This is a genomic window from Finegoldia dalianensis (genome assembly GCF_046255015.1).
Taxonomy (GTDB): domain Bacteria; phylum Bacillota; class Clostridia; order Tissierellales; family Peptoniphilaceae; genus Finegoldia; species Finegoldia magna.
Genome location: NZ_JBDLBQ010000001.1, coordinates 1 through 19,607, shown reverse-complemented (window position 1 = coordinate 19,607; position 19,607 = coordinate 1). Strand labels below are relative to the sequence as shown.

Genomic DNA, 19,607 nt, shown 5'->3' with positions numbered 1-19,607 from the left:
GCTATCTCCTTTCAAACGCTAAAGCTGCATTCAATAAATTTTCTTCGTCGTGACTATTTGCAATTAGTTGCAAACTAGTTGATATTCCTGATTTGTAAGGAATTGAAATAGCACACAATCCACTCAAGTTTACAATTACATTGAAAATACCTGAATCGTATACAGCCAATGGATCGTCTTTTCTACTGTCTAATTCATAAGGTAAGCTTGTCATTGTAGGTGTAGCAATGAAATCAAAATCCTTGAAAATATTTTTAAATTCTTGTGAAAGTAGATTTCTAACTTTTAAACCTTGTTTGTAAACTTTTTGGTCATTGGAACTTGCTAGATAAAAAGTTCCCATAGCAATTCTTCTCTTAACTTCTTCGCCAAATCCTTCGCTTCTTACCTTAACGAATAAATCTCTCGTATTTTCATAATCATCTGTCAAATATCCATATCTAATTCCATCAAATCTTGACATATTAGATGACACTTCACTAGTAACTATTACGTTGTATAACGCATTTGCGTATTTTAAATATTCAAAGTCGATTTCTACTAGATCGGCTCCTAATTTTTTTAGAATCTCCAATATTTCTTGGTATTCTTTGATAACTGTTTCATCTTTGCTATATTTTTTTAAATCAACAACTGCAATTTTTTTACCCTTAAAATCATAATCTTTCTTTTGAACATTTACTTCAGATTGAATTGTAGTCATATCATTGTCATCGTGACCTGAAATTACATTGTAAGTATCCATTATATCTTCAACAGAATTTGATAATATACCAACTTCATCCAAAGTATTTGCCATTGATTGAACTCCAAATCTAGAAATAGAACCATAAGTTGGCATAAATCCAACGACATTACAACAAGATGCTGGTTGTCTGCTAGATCCACCTGTGTCAGTTCCCAAACTTACAACAGCCATTTCAGCTTTGATACTGGCAGCTGATCCTGATGAAGAACCTCCTGGGATTAATTTTGTGTCTACAGGATTTTTTGTAGGGCCAAAATAACTTGTTTCAGAAGAAGATCCCATGGCAAACTCATCCATATTAACTTTTCCAACTATAACGCAGTCTTCTTCTTTTAATTTTTTGATTACAGTGGCATCATAAATTGAAACATAATCCTCTAACATTTTTGATCCACAAGTCATCTTCAAATCTTTTACATTGATATTGTCCTTAACGCTTACTGCAATACCGAACATTTTTCCCAATTTTTCGTTATTTTTTGATTTTTCAATTAGCTTTTCAACTTGTTGGTCAATGAATGATTTGTCGTAAGTTATAAACACATTCAAATCTTTTTTTGATTCTATTAATTTATCCAAATCATTGTAGTAGTCCCTTAAACTTTCAGGGTTTTCTACAAATTTATTTCTAAGATTTTCTATCATTATTCCACCACTTTCTTCAATTTAAAATAACCATACTCACGAGATTTTGCATTTTTTAACGCAACTTCTCTTGGAATTGATTCTTTTGGTGTATCTTCTCTAAGTATACTGTGATATTGTGGCAAGAATTCCATATATTCCACTCCTTCAGTATCACATTCCATAATCATACTTGCAAAATCCAATACAGTATTATATTTTTCATATAAATCATCCACGTTTTCAGTTAACTCTAGGTTAGCCAAATCATAGATTTTTACTACTTCATCTCGATTAATCATACTAACTCCTTTTTAATTCATGATTAAATTTTATCATAAATAAATTAAATTTATAAGTTGTCTAAGAATGAATTCAATTCATCTTCTGTCATTAATTTTACACCCAAATCCTTCGCTTTTGTAAGTTTGGATCCAGCTTTTTCTCCATACACCACATAATCAGTGTTTTTGGATACAGAAGATGAAACTTTTGCCCCCAAATTTGATAACTTATCTGTAAGTTCTTTTCTAGAATAATTCACCAAACTTCCCGTCAACACAAAAGTTAAATTATCCAATTTCTTTTCAATATTTTCAGGGTTTTTAATTTTAATTCCTTTTGATAGAAGTGAATCAATAGAATGAGAAATAGTTTCGTCATGGAAAAATTCTACGATTTCTTCGGCAATTACATTTCCAATATCTTCGATTTGAATTAATTCTTCAAACTTCGCTTCTCTCAAATTATCAAAGCTTTTATATTTTTGTGCCAATTCAAAGCTCGTCTTCTCACCTATTTCAGGAATTCCCAATGCAAAGATGAAATTAGCCAAATCAACATTTTTACTTTTTTCAATTGCATTGATAAGATTTTGACTCTTCTTTTCTTTAAATCCTTCTAATTGCAACAACTGTTCTTTTTTTACATCGTAAATTTCTTCAATCGATGTGATGTTTAATTTTTCAAGCAAAACTTCCAAAGTTTTTTCGCTTAATCCGTCGATATTCATTGCATTTCTACTTGCAAAATGAACCATTCTCTTAACTAATTGTGGAGTACAACTCATTGAGTTTGGACAGAAAATATGAACTCCATCTCTAAATAATTCACTGTGACAATATGGACAGTAATGCGGGATTTCAATTTCTTTGGTATCTTCTTGCTCAGGATTTACGACTCCCATTATTTCTGGAATTACATCGTTTGATCTTCTAATGAAAACTTCTGAGTTTAATCTGACTTGTTTTCTTTCAATATCGTCAATATTATTAAGTGTAGCTCTCTTTACAGTTACATTCCCAATTTCTACAGGTTCCAACAAAGCCGTCGGAGTTACTTTTCCAGTTCTTCCAACATTCCATTCCACTTCTTTGACAATTGTTGTAAATCTTTCAGGTTCAAATTTGTAAGCTATTGCCCATCTTGGAAATTTATTGGTGTAGCCTAATTTTTCTCTAGTTTTAAAATCATTTACTTTAATTACTACACCGTCTGTCAAAACGTCTATTTCATTTCTCAATTCAAAAATCTCATCAATAAATCCTGAAATTTCTTCGAATGACGTAGCGTGTTTTTCGTATGGATACAATTTGAAATAATTATTTCTCAAAAACTTCATCATTTGTTCTTGAGTTTCAAGCCCGTTTTCTTCCAAATAATTTACATTGTAGAAATAAGCATCCAAGTTTCTTTCTCTTGTTACCGCTGGATCTAAGTTTCTAAGGGCTCCCGCTGCAGCATTTCTTGCATTTTTTAGTTTTGGTTCATGAGTTTGGTTGTATTTTTCTAATGATGAAAGTGGCATTACTCCTTCGCCTTGAATTTCCATCAATCGCGTGTCTTTTATTTTCAATGGAATTGAATTGATAGTTCTCACTTGACTTGTAATAACTTCTCCGATAGTGCCGTTACCTCTTGTAGTAGCCATTACCAAATATCCACCGTCATAAGTCAAATTTACTGTCAAACCGTCAAACTTAAATTCTACATAAAATTCAACAGTTGGCAATTTGTTTACATGATTTTTATTGTAATTTTCTACAAACTCAATGGTTTTATTGACCCAATTTCTAACTTCTTCTTTGCTTTGCGCTTTTCCTAAACTGTACAAAGTATTCAAGTGTTCATGCTTTTCAAATCCAGATAAAACTTCTCCACCAATTCTATTTGTAGGAGAATTTGGTAGAATAATTCCCGTCTCTTTTTCAAGATTTACAAGCTCATCATACAAAACATCGTACTCTGAGTCCTCAATCAAAGGATCATCCAAAGTATAATAATGAAAAGCGTATTTATTTAGTATGTCTACTAAATATTTTATTCTGTCTTCCTTTTCCATTATTCAACCCTTGTTAGTGGTGCTAGTGATGAATTTAGCTTCTTCAATCCTTTTTTGTCGAAATTAATCGTCAACTCATCTCCATTGTCTTTTTCTACAATTCCAACGATTACACCAGTTCCGAACTTCTTGTGTGAAACCTTATCTCCAGCTCTGTACTTTTCATTGTTTTTAGTAACATTATTTTGTTTTTTAGTGATTGAAGCTGATGCTTCTGTCCTATAATCGTCAACTACTTTTGTGTTGAACGATTCTCTAAAACTAACCTCTTTATTAGGAGATTCGTCTTTATATTTATTTTCCATTTCCTCTATAAACCTCGATTCAGCTTTTGTTTGAAATTCATTAAATCTTCTTCTCGATTGTACACTTGTAATGTACAATTTTTTCCTTGCCCTTGTGATTGCCACGTAGCACAATCTTCTCTCTTCTTCTACATCTTCATCTACTCTTGATGGAATAGTACCTTCTTCTAGTCCAGTGAAAAATACAACATCAAACTCCAATCCTTTTGCCGCGTGGATTGTCATCATTGATACACCTTTAGTATTGTCATCTGTTTTATCCAAATCAGTCATCAAAGAAGATGTTTCCAAATATTCTCTCAAGCTTTTATCAGGATTATCTTGAACAAATTGATATAAAGACGAAATGTATTCGTCAATATTTTCCAACCTTGTCATATCGTCTCTATTAGTTGATTTTTCTAGATTCGCTCTGTATCCTGTTTTATCCAAAATATTTTCCATAAGTTCTGCAACATTCAAATCGTCTTTTGGAAAGCTTTTGATTAAATAATAAAACTCTTGAAGTTTTTTTGCTGTAGCATTTGAAAAATCAGGAAGATCTGTGTCTCTGATGTATTCCATCATGCTAATTCCTCTTGCTTGAGAATATTGCAACAACTTATCCATAGTTGTTTTGCCAATTCCTCTTTTAGGCTCATTGATAATTCTATTCAAAGCCATATTATCATTCAAATTTTCAACAATTCTAAGATAACTTACGCAGTCTTTGATTTCTTTTCTATCGTAGAATTTCAATCCACCTACAACTCTATTAGGAATTCCTAGTCTATTCAATTTTTCTTCGAAGAGTCTTGATTGTGCATTAGTTCTGTACAAAATCGCCATTTCTTCGTATGGATTTTGTCGATATCTTTCTTGCTCAATCCATTGAACTACTTGGTCTGCCTCATCTAAATCAGAATACATTCTCCTATATATAGGCATATCCCCTTCATTTTTTGCAGTCCACAAATTTTTATCTTTTCTAAGTGAATTGTTTTTAATCACAGTGTTTGCCAAATCCAAGATAGGTTGTGTTGAACGATAATTTTGTTCTAATAAAATAACTTTTGCATTCTTAAAATCTTTTTCAAAGTTTTGAATGTTTTGTATGTTTGCTCCTCTCCAACCGTAAATTGATTGGTCAGAATCTCCTACACAGCAAATATTATCGTTTTTAGAAACCAAATTTTTGATAAGCTTGTACTGAGTATCGTTTGTATCTTGGTATTCATCGACAAACACGTACTTAAATCTTTCAGAATATTTTTCTCTCAAGTCGGGATTTTCTTCGAACAACAAATTAGTCTTCACAATCAAATCATCAAAGTCTAACGAATTGTATCTTTTTAATTTGTGTTCGTACTTTTGGAATAATTCCATAGTAAAAGTGCTTAAACTTATATCAAAATCTTCTTTGTCGATATTTTTTTCTGTAGCACCTGCGTTTTTTAATCTAGAAATTGTATTGATTTCGTTTTTGATTTCGACATTTTTAGGATCTACTCCCATATCCTTTAAACATTCTTTTACAAGAGATATTTGATCTGCTCTGTCATAAACTGTAAAGTTTCTTTCGAAACCAATTCTTTCTATTTCTACTCTCAATATTCTAGAACAAATGGCATGAAAAGTTCCTATCCACATGCTGTCTACGTCTTCTTGTAAGATGTTTTCAACTCTTTCTTTCATTTCTTTGGCAGCTTTGTTTGTGAAGGTAATTGCCAAAATTTCGTATTTTGAACACAATCCTTTCTCCAAACAATATGCAATTTTCGTAGTCAAAACTTTTGTTTTACCACTTCCTGCTCCTGCCAATATCAACATAGGACCATCTGTATTTTCGACTGCTTCTCTTTGTCTGTCATTTAAATTATCTAAATTCATCATAACTCCTTATGTATCAATAAAAAAATAAGTCGCTACAACTTATTTTTTCAAATATATATTCGTCTATGTTTTCTAATGTTCATTTAGGAATAATTGCAACTATTCCTCCTCATTATTATATCACAACTATCTGATTAGTCCGAAATAAATTAGAACCAATACACCAAGAGCAATTCTGTAATAACCGAACACTTTGAAATCATTGTTTTTGATGTAATTCATTAAGAATTTAATTGTGATTACAGATACAATAAAACTTACTGCAGTTCCCAATAATAACACGAATGCTTCCATTGCTGTAAAACTAAATCCAAATTTCACAAGTTTTAGTAAACTTGCTCCAAACATTGTTGGAATTGCCAAGAAAAATGTAAATTCAGCTGCAATTGTTCTGGATAATCCTATAGCAATACCACCTAGAATTGTAGCTCCTGAACGTGAAGTTCCTGGGAACACCGCTGCAATTACTTGAAATAATCCTACAATAAAAGCTTGTTTGTAAGTAATTTTATCAATACTATCGACTAATTTTTTGTGTGATTCTTTGTTTTTGTTTTCAATTATAATAAAAAGAATACCGAAAATTATTAGTGCTAATGAAATCACAAAATAATTATAAAAGTGTTCTTCGATAAAATCATCAAATTTTATACCAATAATTGCCGCTGGAATGCAGGCAACAATTATTTTTGCCCACATTATCATTTTGCTTTTACTAATTGATATCAAATGAGTTTGACCTTTCTTAAATGGCCACACTTTGTTCCAATAAATTACTACAACTGCCAAGATTGCCCCCAATTGAATTACAACGGTAAACATTGATTTGAAAGCATCTGACATGTTCAATTTGATAAATTCGTCCAATAATAAAATATGACCAGTTGAACTAACTGGCAACCACTCTGTTACTCCTTCAATAATTCCTAAAAGAATAACTTTTAATATTTCTATAAACATATTTCCTCCAATTTCTTAACTACTCATATTATATGAAAAATCCGTTTATTATTCAATCTCAAATGAAAAAAGTGCAAAAGTAAATCTCTTGCACTTTCTAGGTTAATTTGCTTTTATATCAGCCCATATATCATCGTATTTTTCTACAAAATCTGATGGATCTTTAAATATTTCCATATTCTTATGCTTTGATAAATCTGGGTATGCTGTAGCATCTTCTTGAACTTCCTTATCCAAAAGTTTTTTGGCTTCTGTAGATGGAAGAGAATAACCAATATATTCTGCATTAATTTTTGCATTCTCAGGATCTGTCAAAAAATTTATAAATTTTTCGGCATTTTCCTTGTGCTTTGCATTTTTCAAAATAGCTAACGTATCAAACCACAAGTTTGATCCTTCTTTTGGAATTACATATTCCAAGTTTTCATTCTCACCTTTAGCGACGATTGCATCACCAGAATACATTACTGCAATATCCGCTTCTTCATTTACCATTTGATTTTTCGTTTCATCTACAAGATAAGCAAGAACAATATCTTTTTGTTTTATCAATGACTCTTTTGCTTTTTCTAACTCAGCTTCATTTCTAGAATTCATTGAATACCCTAACCTTTTTAAAGCTACTCCTAAGGTATCTCTAGTGGAATTCATCATTATGATATTATCTTTGTATTTTTCATCCCACAAAATATTCCAGCTATCCACATTTTCTTTTACTTTATTTTTATTGTAAAGAATTCCCACAGTTCCCCACATATAAGGAACTGTATATTCGTTTTTTGGATCATAATCCAAATTTTTAAATTTCTCATCGATGTATTTGAAGTTTGGAATTTTGCTGTAATCAATTTTTTCAAGCATTCCTTGCTTTATCATTTTCTCAGCCATATAATCTGAAGGAACTACAACGTCGTAATTATTCCCTCCCTCTTTTACTTTCATGTACATATCTTCATTTTGCTCAAAAGTATCATATATTACTTTAATTCCCGTTTCTTTTTCAAACTTTTCTATCAAAGCTGGCTCGATGTATTCTCCCCAATTGTACACATACAAAACATTTGAATCATCTTTAGAGCAAGAAGTTAAAACCAATATAGTTAATAAAAATAATAAAATTTTTTTCATCTTACAATTCCTCCAATAGATTTGTTCTCTTGTGAAGAATCAATAATAGAATAACCATTACTAAAAACATAATAGTACTCAACGCATTAATTGCTGGATTTACACCTTTCTTTGCCATAGAGTACACTGTAACAGATAAGTTTGACACGCCATGACCTGTTGTAAAGAAGCTTATTACAAAATCATCAATACTAAGTGTAAATGCCAACAAGCTTCCTGAAAATACTCCTGTTTTTATTTCTGGCAGCACAACTTTTCTCAAAGTATAAAAAGGAGTTGCTCCCATATCCATTGCGGCCTCTGGCAAGAATTTATTCATTTGCGATAATTTTGGCAACACCGCAAGTATTACATAAGGAGTTGTAAATGTGATGTGTGACAATAACATCGTGAAAAATCCGAATGGAAAATTCATCAAGTTAAATATTACCATCAAACTTACTGCTGTCACTATATCTGGGTTTAAAACAGGTAGATAATTCATATTTAAAAGCAAAGTTTTCTTGTAACCTCTCAAATAATAAATTCCTATCGCTGCTATTGTCCCTAAAATTGTTGCAATTATTGTGGCTAATATCGCAATTAATATTGTGGTTTTAAATGAAGACAAGATTTCTTCATTATGCAATAATTCCTTGTACCATTTGAATGTAAATCCTACCCAGCTTCCTTTCAAACGAGAATCATTAAATGAAAATACCATTAATACAGCAATTGGTCCGTAAAGAAATAGAAATACCAATGCCAAATAAAATTTCTTAAAAAATTCCTTCATTTTATTCTCCTTTCTCATTTGTAAAAGCTAATGAAATTAAAATCATAACTATCAAAACAACAGAAATCGCACTACCATAATGCCAGTTTCCTGCTATTCTAAATTGATGCTCAATTATATTACCAATCAAATTGTATTTGTTACCACCAAGCAATGCAGATATTTCGAATGTAGATATCGCAGGAATAAATACCATAGTAATTCCTGTAATAACTCCAGGCAAACTCATCGGAAACACTATTCTCAAAAAAGTTTGCAACTTTGATGCTCCTAAATCGTAACTTGCTTCTACTAGTGAATAATCTGATTTGTCTAGTATTGAGAAAATAGGAAGTATCATAAAAGGTAAGAAATTGTAAACCATCCCCATTAAAATAGCTCCTTCAGTGTAAAGCATTTTTATTGGAGAAAACCCAAAATGTATCAACACGCTGTTGATTATTCCATTTTTGCCAGTTAAAATAATCCACGCATAAGTTCTCAACAAAAAATTCATCCACATTGGAATAACTATCATAAGCATCAACACAGCCTTGTACTTTTTGTCTACTTTACTGATAAAATAAGCTGTTGGATATCCTATCAACAAACAAATCACTGTACTAATAAAAGCCAATCTTATTGAATTCAAAAGCACTTTTACATATTTTGATGTAAAAAATCTATGAAAGTATTCCAGCGAAAATTGTGGATTGGAAAAATCTCTCAATGATCCAGTTGTAACTGAATAATAAACTATAAGAAACAAGGGAAATACAATGAAAAATAATATCCAAATAGCATAAGGAATGGATAATTTCTTAAGCTTCATTGTCGCACCTCTTCATAATATGAATATTATCTGGATCAATGTTAATGCCTACAATACTTCCTTGAGGTTTGTTGATAGTTGATTGTGCCTTGTATTTGAAATCTCCAGTATCCACAAACATTTCGTAGTGAATTCCTTTGAACCTGTCGCTAATAACTGTCCCTTTAATTTGTCCTTTATCTGGAGCAACTATCTCCACATCTTCAGGTCTAATAACTACTTGTACATTTTCGTTTTTCGCAAATCCTTTATCCACACACTTCCATTTATGATTGGAGAATTCTACCATGCAATCTTCTAAAAATACCCCGTCAATTATGTTACTTTCGCCAATAAATTTAGCTACAAACTCATTCTTAGGCTCATTGTAGATATCTTCTGGTGTTCCTATTTGTTGAATTACACCATTATCCATAACAACAATAGTATCGCTCATAGTTAAAGCTTCTTCTTGATCGTGTGTTACATAAACAAATGTAATTCCTATTCTCTCTTGAATATTTTTGAGTTCGTTTTGCATTCCTTTTCTCAACTTCAAATCCAATGCACCCAAAGGTTCATCTAACAACAAAACACTTGGCTCATTAACCAAAGCTCTTGCTATAGCAATTCTTTGTTGTTGACCACCACTCAAATTATTTATCTTTCTTTTTTCAAAACCAGACAAATTAACAAGTTTCAAAACTTCTGTTACTTTTTCTCTGATTAATTTTTCGTTCATTTTTTTGATTCTCAAACCAAAAGCTATGTTTTCGAAAACATTCATATTAGGAAATAGAGCGTATTTTTGAAAAACCGTGTTCACATTTCTCTTATAAGGTGCAATATGACTGATGTCTTTTCCTTCAAAAATAATCTTTCCAGTATCTGGAGTTTCAAATCCAGCAATTAATCGCAAAGTCGTAGTCTTACCACAACCTGACGGTCCCAATAATGTCAAAAATTCTTTATTTCTAATGTAAAGATTCAAATCTTTTAAAATATGTTCATCTTCAAAAGATTTATTAATACCGATTAATTCAATGATATTATCCATTAAACATTCCCCCTAAAAATTTGGTGGTGACATAATCCATATCACCTTGCAGATTTTTGTGCCATTATTTTCTAACATTCTAGTTTTATTGCACTTAGTGTAAAAACAATCACCCTTGTTTAGTTTATGTATTTCATTGTCGAGATAAATGTTGCAACTTCCCTCAAGGACATACCCAAACTCTTCTCCTTCAAATGGATTATATTCTTTAGTCTCTCCTTTTTGATTAAGCGTAATTATAACAGGCTCCATAGTGTTGACTTGGGATTTTGGAACCAGCCATGTAATAGTAGAATTCATGCTTAAATCTTCACTTGACTGATAATCGTCTTTCGTGAAAATCTCTTTTACCGTAGGCTTATCCATAAAAAAAGTTGCCATATCAGTTCCCAATGCATTTAATAAGTCATTAAGTGAATCTACAGAAGGACTTGTCAAATCTCTCTCTAATTGTGATATGAAACCTTTTGTCAAATCAGACCTTTCCGCCAATTCTTCTTGGGTCAAACCAAGTTTTAACCTCAATGATCTTATTTTTTCTCCTATTTCCATTACTATCTCCTTACTTAAAATATTAAACCAAAAGTATTATAACATAAAAGCATACAAAACTAAACAAAAAGTTAAAAATATTTTACTAAGTTTCCGCAAAAAAATACTCTCAAAATTAATTGAGAGTATTTCATAAATTTGATTAAAAGCTTCTTCCAGCTCCTCCGCCTCCGGATGAGCCTCCTCCTCCAGAGAATCCACCGAATCCTCCAGAAGATCCACCACCAAAACCTCCGCCGAATCCGCCGAAGTCATCATCATCGAATCCTCCTCCAAATCCAGGGAAGAATATAGTACCGCCACGTCTTCTGCCTCTGTGTCTATTATTTCTACGATTATTCCTTGAGATAAAGTACAAAACAAGCAGAATTATTACCATTCTTAGTACAGAATTAAAAACTTGTGGATCTGTTTTTCTGTTTAAATTTTCTTGGTATTTGTCAAAATCTCCAGTTAATTCAACATCATACTCAGCTGCAACTTCACTGACAACTGCATTGAATCCTTCTTGTAGGGCATTAGAATAATTTCCGTCTTTTAAATCATCTAGCATATATTCATCAATTATTCTACCGACTTTACCATCATTGAGTCTTCCTTCTATTCCATAACCTGTAATGATATTGATGTGACGATTACGACCCTTAGGTTCATTTAAATCTTGTGACAATAAAATCAGAACTCCGTTTTTCTTAGTGGCATCTCCAATTTTCCATTTATTGAATAAATCAACGCCATAATCAACAGGATCTCTTCCTTTTAAATCTTTTATGGTTACAACAAGTACTTGTGAGCCTGTTTTTTGCTCAAGTTCTACATTCGTCTTAACTATTTTATCTTTAACTTCCTGGCTAATCACACCCATCTCATCAAGATAAAAAGTATCCGGTGATTTCGGCAAATCTTGGGCAAAAGCATTTACATTAAAAATTAATAAAAAAGCTAAAACAAATGAGAATATCAATCTAAATTGCTTTCTCATTATTTATTTGTCCTATTCAAAGTTAACTTGTGGTGCTTTTTGTGCAGAAGCATCTGCTTCAAAGTATTTTTCAGAGCTGAATCCCATTAATCTAGCAAATATTACTGTTGGGAATCTCTTAACTTTTTGATTATATGATTTTACAACTGTGTTGTAATTCTTTCTTTCTGTAGCGATTCTGTTTTCTGAACCTGCTAATTCATCCATAAGTTGTGTAAAGTGTGAATCTGATTTTAATTCAGGATATCTTTCTACAACAACATTCATACCGTTTAATGCACTTGTCAATTCATCGTTTGCTTTTGCTAATTCTTCTGGATCTTTGGCATTTTTTACACCAGCTCTAGCTTCAGAAACTTTGATGAATACATCTTCTTCATGCTTTGCAAATCCTTTTGCTGTGTTAACTAAGTTTGGAATCAAATCCGCCCTTCTTTGAACAACGTTTTGAACTTGTGCATAAGCCTCATTCACATCTTCCTTTGATTGAACTAATCCGTTGTATTGTGGCACTAATAATAATGCTAATACAACAATAATACCTATAATAACTCCTGCTTTTTTCATACTTCCTCCTATTGTCTAATCTTAATTAATTCCATATTATCTATACATTCTTGAACCAAGCCTTCAATATCTAAGTTTTCTTCTTCTCTTTTGACATCGTAAATTCTTGGTTTAGTAACTGGTCTTTTCGGCGTAAATACCGTGCAACAATCTTCAAAAGGCAAAATTGATGTTTCGTACGTTCCTATTTCTCTTGCAATTTCTATGATTTCTGTTTTATCACTTGCAATTAAAGGTCTTAAAATAGGAAGACTCGTAACTTCATTGATAACTGAAACCCCTTGAATAGTTTGACTTGCAACTTGTCCCAAGCTTTCTCCTGTAATCAAAGCATCAATTTTGTTTTCATTTGCTATTCTTTCTGCAATCCTCATCATAAATCTTCTAGAAATGATAGTCATCATTCTTTCCTTGCAGTTTTTAGTGATAGCTTTGTACACTGGAAGCAAGTTCACAGAATAAAAGTTAATATTACCAGTATAATACGAAACTTCATCTGCTAATTGCTTAACCTTTTCAAATCCTCTTTGACTTGTAAATGGATAGCTATGGAAGTGCAAACAATCCACACGAACACCTCTTTTCGCCATAAGAAAAGCAGCTACGGGACTATCTATACCCCCAGATAATAACAATAAACCTCTTCCAGAACTACCAATTGGAAGACCACCCCAACCTTTTATTCTATCGGTGTAAACATAACAATTATCCTTAATATCTACATAAACAAAAAAGTCAGGATTTTTGATGTCAACCTTAACATAATTTCCATATTTTTTTAATATAGTACCACCTAAAAGTGGGTTTAATTCTGGAGATTTTGGTTCAAAATTTTTGTCAACTCTATGAACATCAACTTTGAAAGTTTGAAGTTTATCTTCGATAATTTTACCTTCTATTATCTTTAATACCCCGTCTTGCATACTTTCAACCGTTTTTTCACATTTTATGCAAGGACTAATGTACACAATCCCGAAAACTTTTTTAATATGATCTATAATTTCATCAAAATCATTGACATCAGCCTTGATGTACAACTTACCTTGCTCTTGATAATATTCTTCGATTTTATAATCAGAAATCGCATCCAGAATCTTACTTATTGCACGTTTTTCAAAAGTGTGTCTGTTCTTTCCTTTTAATGTTAGTTCTCCAAAACTAACCGAAATATACCAATCTAACATTTATCTCCTCATAATATCTCTAATATCTTCTAATCTAAGCTTTAATTTTTCTACAAACACATCCAAAACATCCTCAGGTGTATCATCTGTAAATGAAATTCTTATACATCCATCTGAAAACTCATCAGGCGTGTTAATACTTTGGATAATTCTGGATTTTTTGGAACCATTACATGCACTCCCAGTAGAAATATATATTTCATCTTGCTCCAAATAGTGTAGCAATACTTCACTCTTAATGTAATTAAAGCACACATTCGTAATGTATGGACTATATCCTTCTAGCTTAGAATTAAAATACACACCGTCAATTTTTGATAACTCATCCATCAAGTATGACTTCATCTTGTATAATCTGTCGTAAGTTTCATCAATTTTAGAAAAAACTTCTTCACTCGCACATTTCAATGCCACAATTCCCGCTACATTTTCAGTTCCTGGAGAAATTCCTGATTCTTGTGATCCACCTATTATAAGAGGCTTAACTCTTTCGGGATTTCTAATGAAAATTGCACCAATCCCTTTTGGAGCATGAATCTTATGACCACTAATTGTGTAAAAATCAATCTTCGCTTCATTAATATCTAATTTAATCTTGCCAAAACCTTGAATCCCATCTACATGAAACAAAGTATTCGGATTTTTTTCTTTAATTTTTTTGCCCAATTCTGTAATTGGAAGAATTTTTCCAGTTTCATTATTAACATGCATAACTGAAACTAAACGTGTTTTTTCATTTATCAAATCAATGATATCATCAGCTTTAAAATCATCACTTACATTTACAAAATGAACATTCCTATTTTCCTTCAACTTATTATAAGTTTTAAACACAGAAGAATGTTCTATATTTGTAGTTATAAATTCTTCTTTTTTATCATTAGTAACACTTCCATTGATAGAAATATTATTACCTTCAGTTCCGCAAGATGTAAAGAACACATTCTCTGGCCTAACATTTAATAAGTTTGCAATTGAATTTCTGGAATCAGTAACAAGCTTTTCCGCTCTCATTCCAAAATCGTATAAACTTGAAGGATTCCCAAAATCAACAGTCATTGCATTAACCATTTCTTTTACCGCATTTTCTGACACTTTCGTAGTAGCAGCATTGTCTAAATATATCATTATATCCCTTCATTTCTATTTAAAATCATAATAATATTATAACATGTAGAGAAAATTTACCAAAATAATAGTATAATGGAAATGGTGATAAAATGAATGAAAATCAGGCTATTATAAATATAGAAACAACAGGAATTGATCCTCACAAAAACCATATTTATCTTATAAATATCTTTACAAATGATAGATACTATAATTTCTACTCAAAAAATAATGAATCTGAAGAAAAAATCATAAAATCAGCTTATAAAATCTTACAAAACAAACAAATTATTAGTTTTAGTGAATTTGACGTAAAATTTATCAATACCAAGATAATCAAATATACAGAATTTGATATCATTAATAATTGCATTTACTTGCAAAAATTAATAAAAAATTACTACAAAAACTCATTCACTTCCCTTAAAGCAAAAGATTTGGCATCAAAATTATTCGATATCAAGATAGATGATAAATCAAAATCAGTGAAACTATACAAAAAGATTTCAAAATCAAATCGTATTTCAGATGAATTAATAGAATTTTCTAAAACATCAATGAATTTTAAGATAAAATTGTACAATTATATGAGAAAATTCTTTGAAGAAAATTGTGATACGTTTGAAGTATACACAAATTTTGTTAGATATTTGTTATATGATATTAAGAAAATAAAAAATAACTTAGAAATTAGTTTGATTACAGATAATAAAATGGAAATTGATGCCATGTATGAATCAACTCAAATCAAATCACAGGGAATGTTTATAACTTTATGTTTGAGTTTGCATGAAGGATACATTGAAGATGATTTTGTTGAATGTTCAATGACAAGTATGGACAACAATTATAATTTAATAAACAATTACTACCCTTTAGTCATAAATGAAGAGTTTATTTATGATAATATTAAAGAATTAGTAAAATACACACTTACGGAGATTTTTAATGAATAAAAAAACAAAACAAATATTGTTTGCAATATTAGGAAACTTAATAATAGGATTTAGTATCGGAATACTCAGACTATCAAAATTAGGTGTAGATCCTCTTAGTTTTATGAATAGTGGATTTTCAGACTTTTTGAATAAAGATTTTGGAACTGTAATTACTGTGACCAATTTCATATTAATAGTTATAGTTTTTATTGGTCACAGAAAATCTATCGGACTTGGGACAGTCATAAATATGGCGACTGTAGGATACAGTGCTGATTTTTCGTACATGCTACTAAAATTTATGGATACTGACAAATTTTGGGTGAACTTTATTCTGTTGATAATTGGAATAAATGTTATGAGTATAGGAGTTGGAATTTATTTGGAAGCTGACCTAGGTGCCAGCGCTTATGACGCTATGCCCTATGTTGTGAGCAATATAGTTAAGAGAGATTTATCATATAAGTATACAAGGATCGTATTAGACATAATATGCATTGTAGTTGGTCTATTATTTGGAGAACAAATAGGAATAGGAACTATATTTTTAGGATTTTTATCAGGCCCACTAATTGTATTTTATAGGAATTTGGCTAAAAATTTAATTTTTGAAGAGATTTAAAAATATTTAATTATTCGTATTGAATAATCCTTAATTTTGATTATAATAAAAGTAAGTAGAATAATAAATAACCGGAGGAAATTATGAAACTACAAACGTTAAAAAAGAAGAAAAAAGCCTTTACATTGCTAGAATTATTGGTAGTACTTGCCATACTGGCTATTCTTATAGCAATAGCTATCCCAGTCTACAAAGGGCAGAAAGAAAAAGCAGCTATAACTGCCCACAATGCAAACGTAAGAGTATTAGAAACAGCTGTGGAAAGCTATAGACAAGATCATGGTGAATATCCAAAAAATGTAGATGCTTTGAAAGGCAATTACATTAAGAGCGTACCAAAAGTTCCAGTTAGCAATAACGAAAACTTAAAAAACCAAAAATATTTAATCAACAAAACTACTGGCGAAATTTCTCCTGCAGAAATTCATAACGATAATGAAACAGACAAAACACCAAAACAATAAAACAATATAATATCAAAGCTGCATAAATAAGCAGGTTTTATATTGAACTTAATGACATTCAAAAAGATAGCTAAAATTAGCTATCTTTTTTATATGGCAGAGATTGAAGGAATCGAACCTTCATCACTCAGATTCGGAGTCTGACATTTTACCAATTAAACTAAATCTCTGTATCATATCATTTATAACTATAATTTACATTATAGTTTTTTATAAAACAATACATAATTTACGTATTATAAATTTTACTTACACTGAAAATATATAATCTCATAAAAAATTGTTACGTTAATTGTTACGTTTTATAATCGTAGATTAAATATATACAACATAAAAACGGCTTGATTCAATGTCTAATAACACATAGAAACAAGCCGTTAAGTCGTGGCAGGGGATAGAGGACTTGAACCCCTGACATCCGGTTTTGGAGACCGACGTTCTACCACTGAACTAATCCCCTTGGTGCCCAGAGCCGGAATCGAACCAGCGACACAAGGATTTTCAGTCCTTTGCTCTACCGACTGAGCTATCTGGGCACGTACTTTATTTAGGAAATGATTTCAACATTATAAAAAAATATTTCTTGAATAAATCAAGAAATAAATTGGTGGGCCTTCAGGGACTCGAACCCGGGACCTACCGGTTATGAGCCGGGCGCTCTAACCAACTGAGCTAAAGGCCCAAGAATAAATCATATATTCTTGGCGGAGAAAGAGGGATTTGAACCCTCGCATCCCGTTAAGGATCTACTCCCTTAGCAGGGGAGCCTCTTCAGCCACTTGAGTATTTCTCCTAAATAAAGTAATTTAAAATGGCGGAGAGGGTGGGATTCGAACCCACGCGGGGTTGCCCCCAAACGGTTTTCAAGACCGCCTCGTTATGACCACTTCGATACCTCTCCACATTTGGTGGCTCATCCGGGACTCGAACCCGGGACACCCTGATTAAAAGTCAGGTGCTCTACCATCTGAGCTAATGAACCATATTGGCTGGGGTGACAGGACTCGAACCTGTGGAATGCAAGAGTCAAAGTCTTGTGCCTTACCAACTTGGCGACACCCCACTATTATTGGCGCACCTAGGGGGATTCGAACCTCCGGCACACGGATTAGAAGTCCGTTGCTCTATCCAGCTGAGCTATAGGTGCTTAATTGGAGCGGGTGAAGGGAATCGAACCCTCGCAACCAGCTTGGAAGGCTGGGGCTCTACCACTGAGCTACACCCGCATATAGGTAATTAATCTTATTATTTTGTAAAATTTAATTGGTGGAGGAGGGTGGATTTGAACCACCGAAACATAAAGTAACGGATTTACAGTCCGTCCCCTTTGGCCACTCGGGAACTCCTCCATAATCCTTTATTTAAAAAGGATTTGTGGAGCTGGTGGGAGGACTTGAACCCCTAACCTACTGATTACAAGTCAGTTGCTCTACCAATTGAGCTACACCAGCATACTTGGCGACCCGGAACGGACTTGAACCGTCGACCTCCAGCGTGACAGGCTGGCATTCTAACCAACTGAACTACCGGGCCTTGTGTTAGAATTTTGTTTTCGTTTTGTTTATAAAAAATATATGGTGGGCGATACAGGGCTCGAACCTGTGACCCCCTGCTTGTAAGGCAGATGCTCTCCCAGCTGAGCTAATCGCCCATATATCTGGTGACCCTACCGGGATTCGAACCCGGGATACCGCCGTGAAAGGGCGATGTCTTAACCGCTTGACCATAGGGCCTAATTCTATGATTTATGTTTTATTAAATTTTATTGGCTACAATTCACAACCTTGCGGTTACCGCTTTCTAGACCTATCCCAATTAGCGACAGCTAATTGATGGAAGGTCTGATGCAACTAGTTTCCCAAGAGGCGTTAGCCGATTGGCAGAAACTATCTGCTGACCATAGGGCCTTATTACTAAGGTTTGTTATTTAAATTCATTCGTTTGTTAACAACTTACTTATTTATTTTATCATTTTATAAGCATTTTGTCAACACTTTTTTTCAATTTTTTTACTCAGGTTTTACATAATATTTTATGTATGGTTGCGGGAGCAGGATTTGAACCTACGACCTCCGGGTTATGAGCCCGACGAGCTACCAAACTGCTCTATCCCGCGTTATTGGTGCCGAGGATCGGAATCGAACCGATACGGTGTTTTACCACCGCAGGATTTTAAGTCCTGTGCGTCTGCCAGTTCCGCCACCCCGGCATTTGGCTCCCAGGGTGGGACTCGAACCCACAGCCTATCGGTTAACAGCCGAGTGCTCCACCATTGAGCTACCTAGGATTATTGGTAATAAATGAGCCCTTGTTTTATGAATTTAATGTTTTCACTCGCTCAGCCTCACTTCAAAAACCTTCTTTTTAATATTTAAATTTGAAGGTTTTATCGTTCGAAGCGTCGCTCGTAAAATACATTAAATTCTTCAAGGTCTCATTAAGTGGTTTGCACGCCACTTTCTTGTTTGGCGACTACCTACTCTCCCACGACGTTTCCATCGTAGTACCATCGGCGTTAAGAGGCTTAACTTCTGTGTTCGGCATGGGTACAGGTGTATCCCTCTTGCTTTTATCACCATACTTATTCA

At 32.6% G+C, this 19,607-nt stretch carries 17 protein-coding genes, 18 tRNA genes and 1 rRNA gene; 3 read left to right on the top strand and 33 right to left on the bottom strand.

Annotated elements, in window-relative coordinates; genetic code table 11:
- Window position 1: 1 nt before the first annotated feature.
- The 14 genes from gatA to ABDJ34_RS00115 form a co-directional block, all read right to left on the bottom strand.
- Entirely contained in the window at window positions 2-1,393 is a 1,392-nt protein-coding gene (gene gatA, locus ABDJ34_RS00180) for an Asp-tRNA(Asn)/Glu-tRNA(Gln) amidotransferase subunit GatA (RefSeq protein WP_412701007.1), read from the bottom strand.
- On the bottom strand, window positions 1,393-1,674 hold the full coding sequence (gene gatC / locus ABDJ34_RS00175; protein WP_002836168.1) for an Asp-tRNA(Asn)/Glu-tRNA(Gln) amidotransferase subunit GatC: 282 nt from the start codon (window positions 1,672-1,674) through the stop codon (window positions 1,393-1,395). The genes gatA and gatC overlap by 1 nt, the downstream gene beginning before the upstream one ends.
- Window positions 1,675-1,724: 50 nt before the next feature.
- Entirely contained in the window at window positions 1,725-3,713 is a 1,989-nt protein-coding gene (gene ligA, locus ABDJ34_RS00170; protein WP_412701006.1) for an NAD-dependent DNA ligase LigA, read from the bottom strand.
- Window positions 3,713-5,887 (bottom strand): ATP-dependent helicase, encoded by a 2,175-nt coding sequence (locus tag ABDJ34_RS00165; protein WP_412701005.1) that lies wholly within the window; start codon window positions 5,885-5,887, stop codon window positions 3,713-3,715. Before ABDJ34_RS00165 ends, ligA begins: the two co-directional genes overlap by 1 nt.
- Window positions 5,888-6,016: 129 nt before the next feature.
- Window positions 6,017-6,850, bottom strand: a complete 834-nt coding sequence (locus tag ABDJ34_RS00160) for an undecaprenyl-diphosphate phosphatase (RefSeq protein ID WP_094224548.1) — start codon at window positions 6,848-6,850, stop codon at window positions 6,017-6,019.
- A 102-nt stretch (window positions 6,851-6,952) separates the two neighbouring features.
- Entirely contained in the window at window positions 6,953-7,978 is a 1,026-nt protein-coding gene (locus ABDJ34_RS00155) for an ABC transporter substrate-binding protein (RefSeq protein ID WP_412701004.1), read from the bottom strand.
- A gap of 1 nt (window position 7,979) precedes the next feature.
- Window positions 7,980-8,753, bottom strand: coding sequence for an ABC transporter permease (locus ABDJ34_RS00150; protein ID WP_035109446.1), 774 nt, complete (start codon window positions 8,751-8,753; stop codon window positions 7,980-7,982).
- A gap of 1 nt (window position 8,754) precedes the next feature.
- Window positions 8,755-9,564 carry an ABC transporter permease gene (locus ABDJ34_RS00145; RefSeq protein ID WP_412701003.1) on the bottom strand — a complete coding sequence of 270 codons (810 nt, stop codon included), beginning with the start codon at window positions 9,562-9,564 and terminating at the stop codon, window positions 8,755-8,757.
- Window positions 9,554-10,600: a spermidine/putrescine ABC transporter ATP-binding protein gene (potA, locus tag ABDJ34_RS00140; RefSeq protein ID WP_154254914.1), complete on the bottom strand. Its 1,047-nt coding sequence runs from the start codon at window positions 10,598-10,600 to the stop codon at window positions 9,554-9,556. Before potA ends, ABDJ34_RS00145 begins: the two co-directional genes overlap by 11 nt.
- 12 nt (window positions 10,601-10,612) lie before the next feature.
- Complete coding sequence (locus ABDJ34_RS00135; protein ID WP_102163593.1) at window positions 10,613-11,152, bottom strand: helix-turn-helix domain-containing protein; 540 nt, start codon at window positions 11,150-11,152, stop codon at window positions 10,613-10,615.
- 142 nt (window positions 11,153-11,294) lie between these two features.
- Window positions 11,295-12,134: a TPM domain-containing protein gene (locus tag ABDJ34_RS00130; RefSeq protein ID WP_281682296.1), complete on the bottom strand. Its 840-nt coding sequence runs from the start codon at window positions 12,132-12,134 to the stop codon at window positions 11,295-11,297.
- A 12-nt stretch (window positions 12,135-12,146) separates the two neighbouring features.
- Window positions 12,147-12,701 carry a LemA family protein gene (locus ABDJ34_RS00125; RefSeq protein ID WP_311437151.1) on the bottom strand — a complete coding sequence of 185 codons (555 nt, stop codon included), beginning with the start codon at window positions 12,699-12,701 and terminating at the stop codon, window positions 12,147-12,149.
- An 8-nt stretch (window positions 12,702-12,709) separates the two neighbouring features.
- On the bottom strand, window positions 12,710-13,885 hold the full coding sequence (thiI, locus tag ABDJ34_RS00120; protein WP_412701002.1) for a tRNA uracil 4-sulfurtransferase ThiI: 1,176 nt from the start codon (window positions 13,883-13,885) through the stop codon (window positions 12,710-12,712).
- Entirely contained in the window at window positions 13,886-15,013 is a 1,128-nt protein-coding gene (locus ABDJ34_RS00115; RefSeq protein ID WP_412701001.1) for a cysteine desulfurase family protein, read from the bottom strand.
- 92 nt (window positions 15,014-15,105) lie between these two features.
- On the opposite strand from ABDJ34_RS00115, the gene ABDJ34_RS00110 reads away from it, so the two are divergent.
- The 3 genes from ABDJ34_RS00110 (at window position 15,106) to ABDJ34_RS00100 (ending at window position 17,019) form a co-directional block, all read left to right on the top strand.
- Window positions 15,106-15,951 (top strand): ribonuclease H-like domain-containing protein, encoded by an 846-nt coding sequence (locus tag ABDJ34_RS00110; protein WP_412701000.1) that lies wholly within the window; start codon window positions 15,106-15,108, stop codon window positions 15,949-15,951.
- A complete protein-coding gene (locus tag ABDJ34_RS00105; RefSeq protein WP_412700999.1) occupies window positions 15,944-16,555 on the top strand; it encodes a YczE/YyaS/YitT family protein in 612 nt (203 codons plus the stop codon). The genes ABDJ34_RS00110 and ABDJ34_RS00105 overlap by 8 nt, the downstream gene beginning before the upstream one ends.
- Before the next feature lie 83 nt (window positions 16,556-16,638).
- The gene (locus tag ABDJ34_RS00100) at window positions 16,639-17,019 is read left to right on the top strand and encodes a prepilin-type N-terminal cleavage/methylation domain-containing protein (protein WP_412700998.1); all 381 of its coding nucleotides are present in this window, start codon (window positions 16,639-16,641) and stop codon (window positions 17,017-17,019) included.
- A gap of 94 nt (window positions 17,020-17,113) precedes the next feature.
- Here the strand turns inward: ABDJ34_RS00100 and ABDJ34_RS00095 are convergent.
- From ABDJ34_RS00095 to rrf, 19 genes are all read right to left on the bottom strand, one after another.
- Window positions 17,114-17,189 (bottom strand) — tRNA-Arg (locus tag ABDJ34_RS00095).
- A gap of 215 nt (window positions 17,190-17,404) precedes the next feature.
- Window positions 17,405-17,479, bottom strand: a tRNA-Trp gene (locus tag ABDJ34_RS00090).
- Window positions 17,480-17,555, bottom strand: a tRNA-Phe gene (locus tag ABDJ34_RS00085).
- Window positions 17,556-17,624: 69 nt separating this feature from the next.
- Window positions 17,625-17,701, bottom strand: a tRNA-Ile gene (locus ABDJ34_RS00080).
- A 20-nt stretch (window positions 17,702-17,721) separates the two neighbouring features.
- A tRNA-Ser gene (locus ABDJ34_RS00075) sits at window positions 17,722-17,812 on the bottom strand.
- Between the two features lie 19 nt (window positions 17,813-17,831).
- Window positions 17,832-17,920, bottom strand: a tRNA-Ser gene (locus tag ABDJ34_RS00070).
- A gap of 5 nt (window positions 17,921-17,925) precedes the next feature.
- Window positions 17,926-18,001: transfer RNA gene (locus ABDJ34_RS00065), tRNA-Lys, on the bottom strand.
- A gap of 4 nt (window positions 18,002-18,005) precedes the next feature.
- Window positions 18,006-18,082: transfer RNA gene (locus ABDJ34_RS00060), tRNA-Gln, on the bottom strand.
- Between the two features lie 7 nt (window positions 18,083-18,089).
- Window positions 18,090-18,166: transfer RNA gene (locus ABDJ34_RS00055), tRNA-Arg, on the bottom strand.
- A gap of 5 nt (window positions 18,167-18,171) precedes the next feature.
- A tRNA-Gly gene (locus ABDJ34_RS00050) sits at window positions 18,172-18,245 on the bottom strand.
- 38 nt (window positions 18,246-18,283) lie between these two features.
- Window positions 18,284-18,368: transfer RNA gene (locus ABDJ34_RS00045), tRNA-Tyr, on the bottom strand.
- Between the two features lie 26 nt (window positions 18,369-18,394).
- A tRNA-Thr gene (locus ABDJ34_RS00040) sits at window positions 18,395-18,470 on the bottom strand.
- Between the two features lie 5 nt (window positions 18,471-18,475).
- Window positions 18,476-18,552: transfer RNA gene (locus ABDJ34_RS00035), tRNA-Asp, on the bottom strand.
- A 42-nt stretch (window positions 18,553-18,594) separates the two neighbouring features.
- Window positions 18,595-18,670 (bottom strand) — tRNA-Val (locus tag ABDJ34_RS00030).
- 7 nt (window positions 18,671-18,677) lie between these two features.
- A tRNA-Glu gene (locus ABDJ34_RS00025) sits at window positions 18,678-18,752 on the bottom strand.
- Window positions 18,753-19,058: 306 nt separating this feature from the next.
- Window positions 19,059-19,135, bottom strand: a tRNA-Met gene (locus tag ABDJ34_RS00020).
- Window positions 19,136-19,139: 4 nt separating this feature from the next.
- Window positions 19,140-19,228, bottom strand: a tRNA-Leu gene (locus ABDJ34_RS00015).
- Between the two features lie 3 nt (window positions 19,229-19,231).
- Window positions 19,232-19,306 (bottom strand) — tRNA-Asn (locus ABDJ34_RS00010).
- A 176-nt stretch (window positions 19,307-19,482) separates the two neighbouring features.
- Window positions 19,483-19,599, bottom strand: a 5S ribosomal RNA gene (gene rrf / locus ABDJ34_RS00005).
- Window positions 19,600-19,607 lie beyond the last annotated feature (8 nt).

Coding starts and splice junctions, on each gene's coding strand:
- ABDJ34_RS00115 (WP_412701001.1), bottom strand. CDS start 15,013: ATGATATATTTAGACAATGCTGCTACTACGAAAGTGTCAGAAAATGCG.
- ABDJ34_RS00160 (WP_094224548.1), bottom strand. CDS start 6,850: ATGTTTATAGAAATATTAAAAGTTATTCTTTTAGGAATTATTGAAGGA.
- ABDJ34_RS00130 (WP_281682296.1), bottom strand. CDS start 12,134: ATGAGAAAGCAATTTAGATTGATATTCTCATTTGTTTTAGCTTTTTTA.
- ABDJ34_RS00145 (WP_412701003.1), bottom strand. CDS start 9,564: ATGAAGCTTAAGAAATTATCCATTCCTTATGCTATTTGGATATTATTT.
- ABDJ34_RS00110 (WP_412701000.1), top strand. CDS start 15,106: ATGAATGAAAATCAGGCTATTATAAATATAGAAACAACAGGAATTGAT.
- ABDJ34_RS00155 (WP_412701004.1), bottom strand. CDS start 7,978: ATGAAAAAAATTTTATTATTTTTATTAACTATATTGGTTTTAACTTCT.
- ABDJ34_RS00100 (WP_412700998.1), top strand. CDS start 16,639: ATGAAACTACAAACGTTAAAAAAGAAGAAAAAAGCCTTTACATTGCTA.
- ligA (WP_412701006.1), bottom strand. CDS start 3,713: ATGGAAAAGGAAGACAGAATAAAATATTTAGTAGACATACTAAATAAA.
- gatC (WP_002836168.1), bottom strand. CDS start 1,674: ATGATTAATCGAGATGAAGTAGTAAAAATCTATGATTTGGCTAACCTA.
- thiI (WP_412701002.1), bottom strand. CDS start 13,885: ATGTTAGATTGGTATATTTCGGTTAGTTTTGGAGAACTAACATTAAAA.
- gatA (WP_412701007.1), bottom strand. CDS start 1,393: ATGATAGAAAATCTTAGAAATAAATTTGTAGAAAACCCTGAAAGTTTA.
- ABDJ34_RS00165 (WP_412701005.1), bottom strand. CDS start 5,887: ATGAATTTAGATAATTTAAATGACAGACAAAGAGAAGCAGTCGAAAAT.
- ABDJ34_RS00150 (WP_035109446.1), bottom strand. CDS start 8,753: ATGAAGGAATTTTTTAAGAAATTTTATTTGGCATTGGTATTTCTATTT.
- potA (WP_154254914.1), bottom strand. CDS start 10,600: ATGGATAATATCATTGAATTAATCGGTATTAATAAATCTTTTGAAGAT.
- ABDJ34_RS00125 (WP_311437151.1), bottom strand. CDS start 12,701: ATGAAAAAAGCAGGAGTTATTATAGGTATTATTGTTGTATTAGCATTA.
- ABDJ34_RS00105 (WP_412700999.1), top strand. CDS start 15,944: ATGAATAAAAAAACAAAACAAATATTGTTTGCAATATTAGGAAACTTA.
- ABDJ34_RS00135 (WP_102163593.1), bottom strand. CDS start 11,152: ATGGAAATAGGAGAAAAAATAAGATCATTGAGGTTAAAACTTGGTTTG.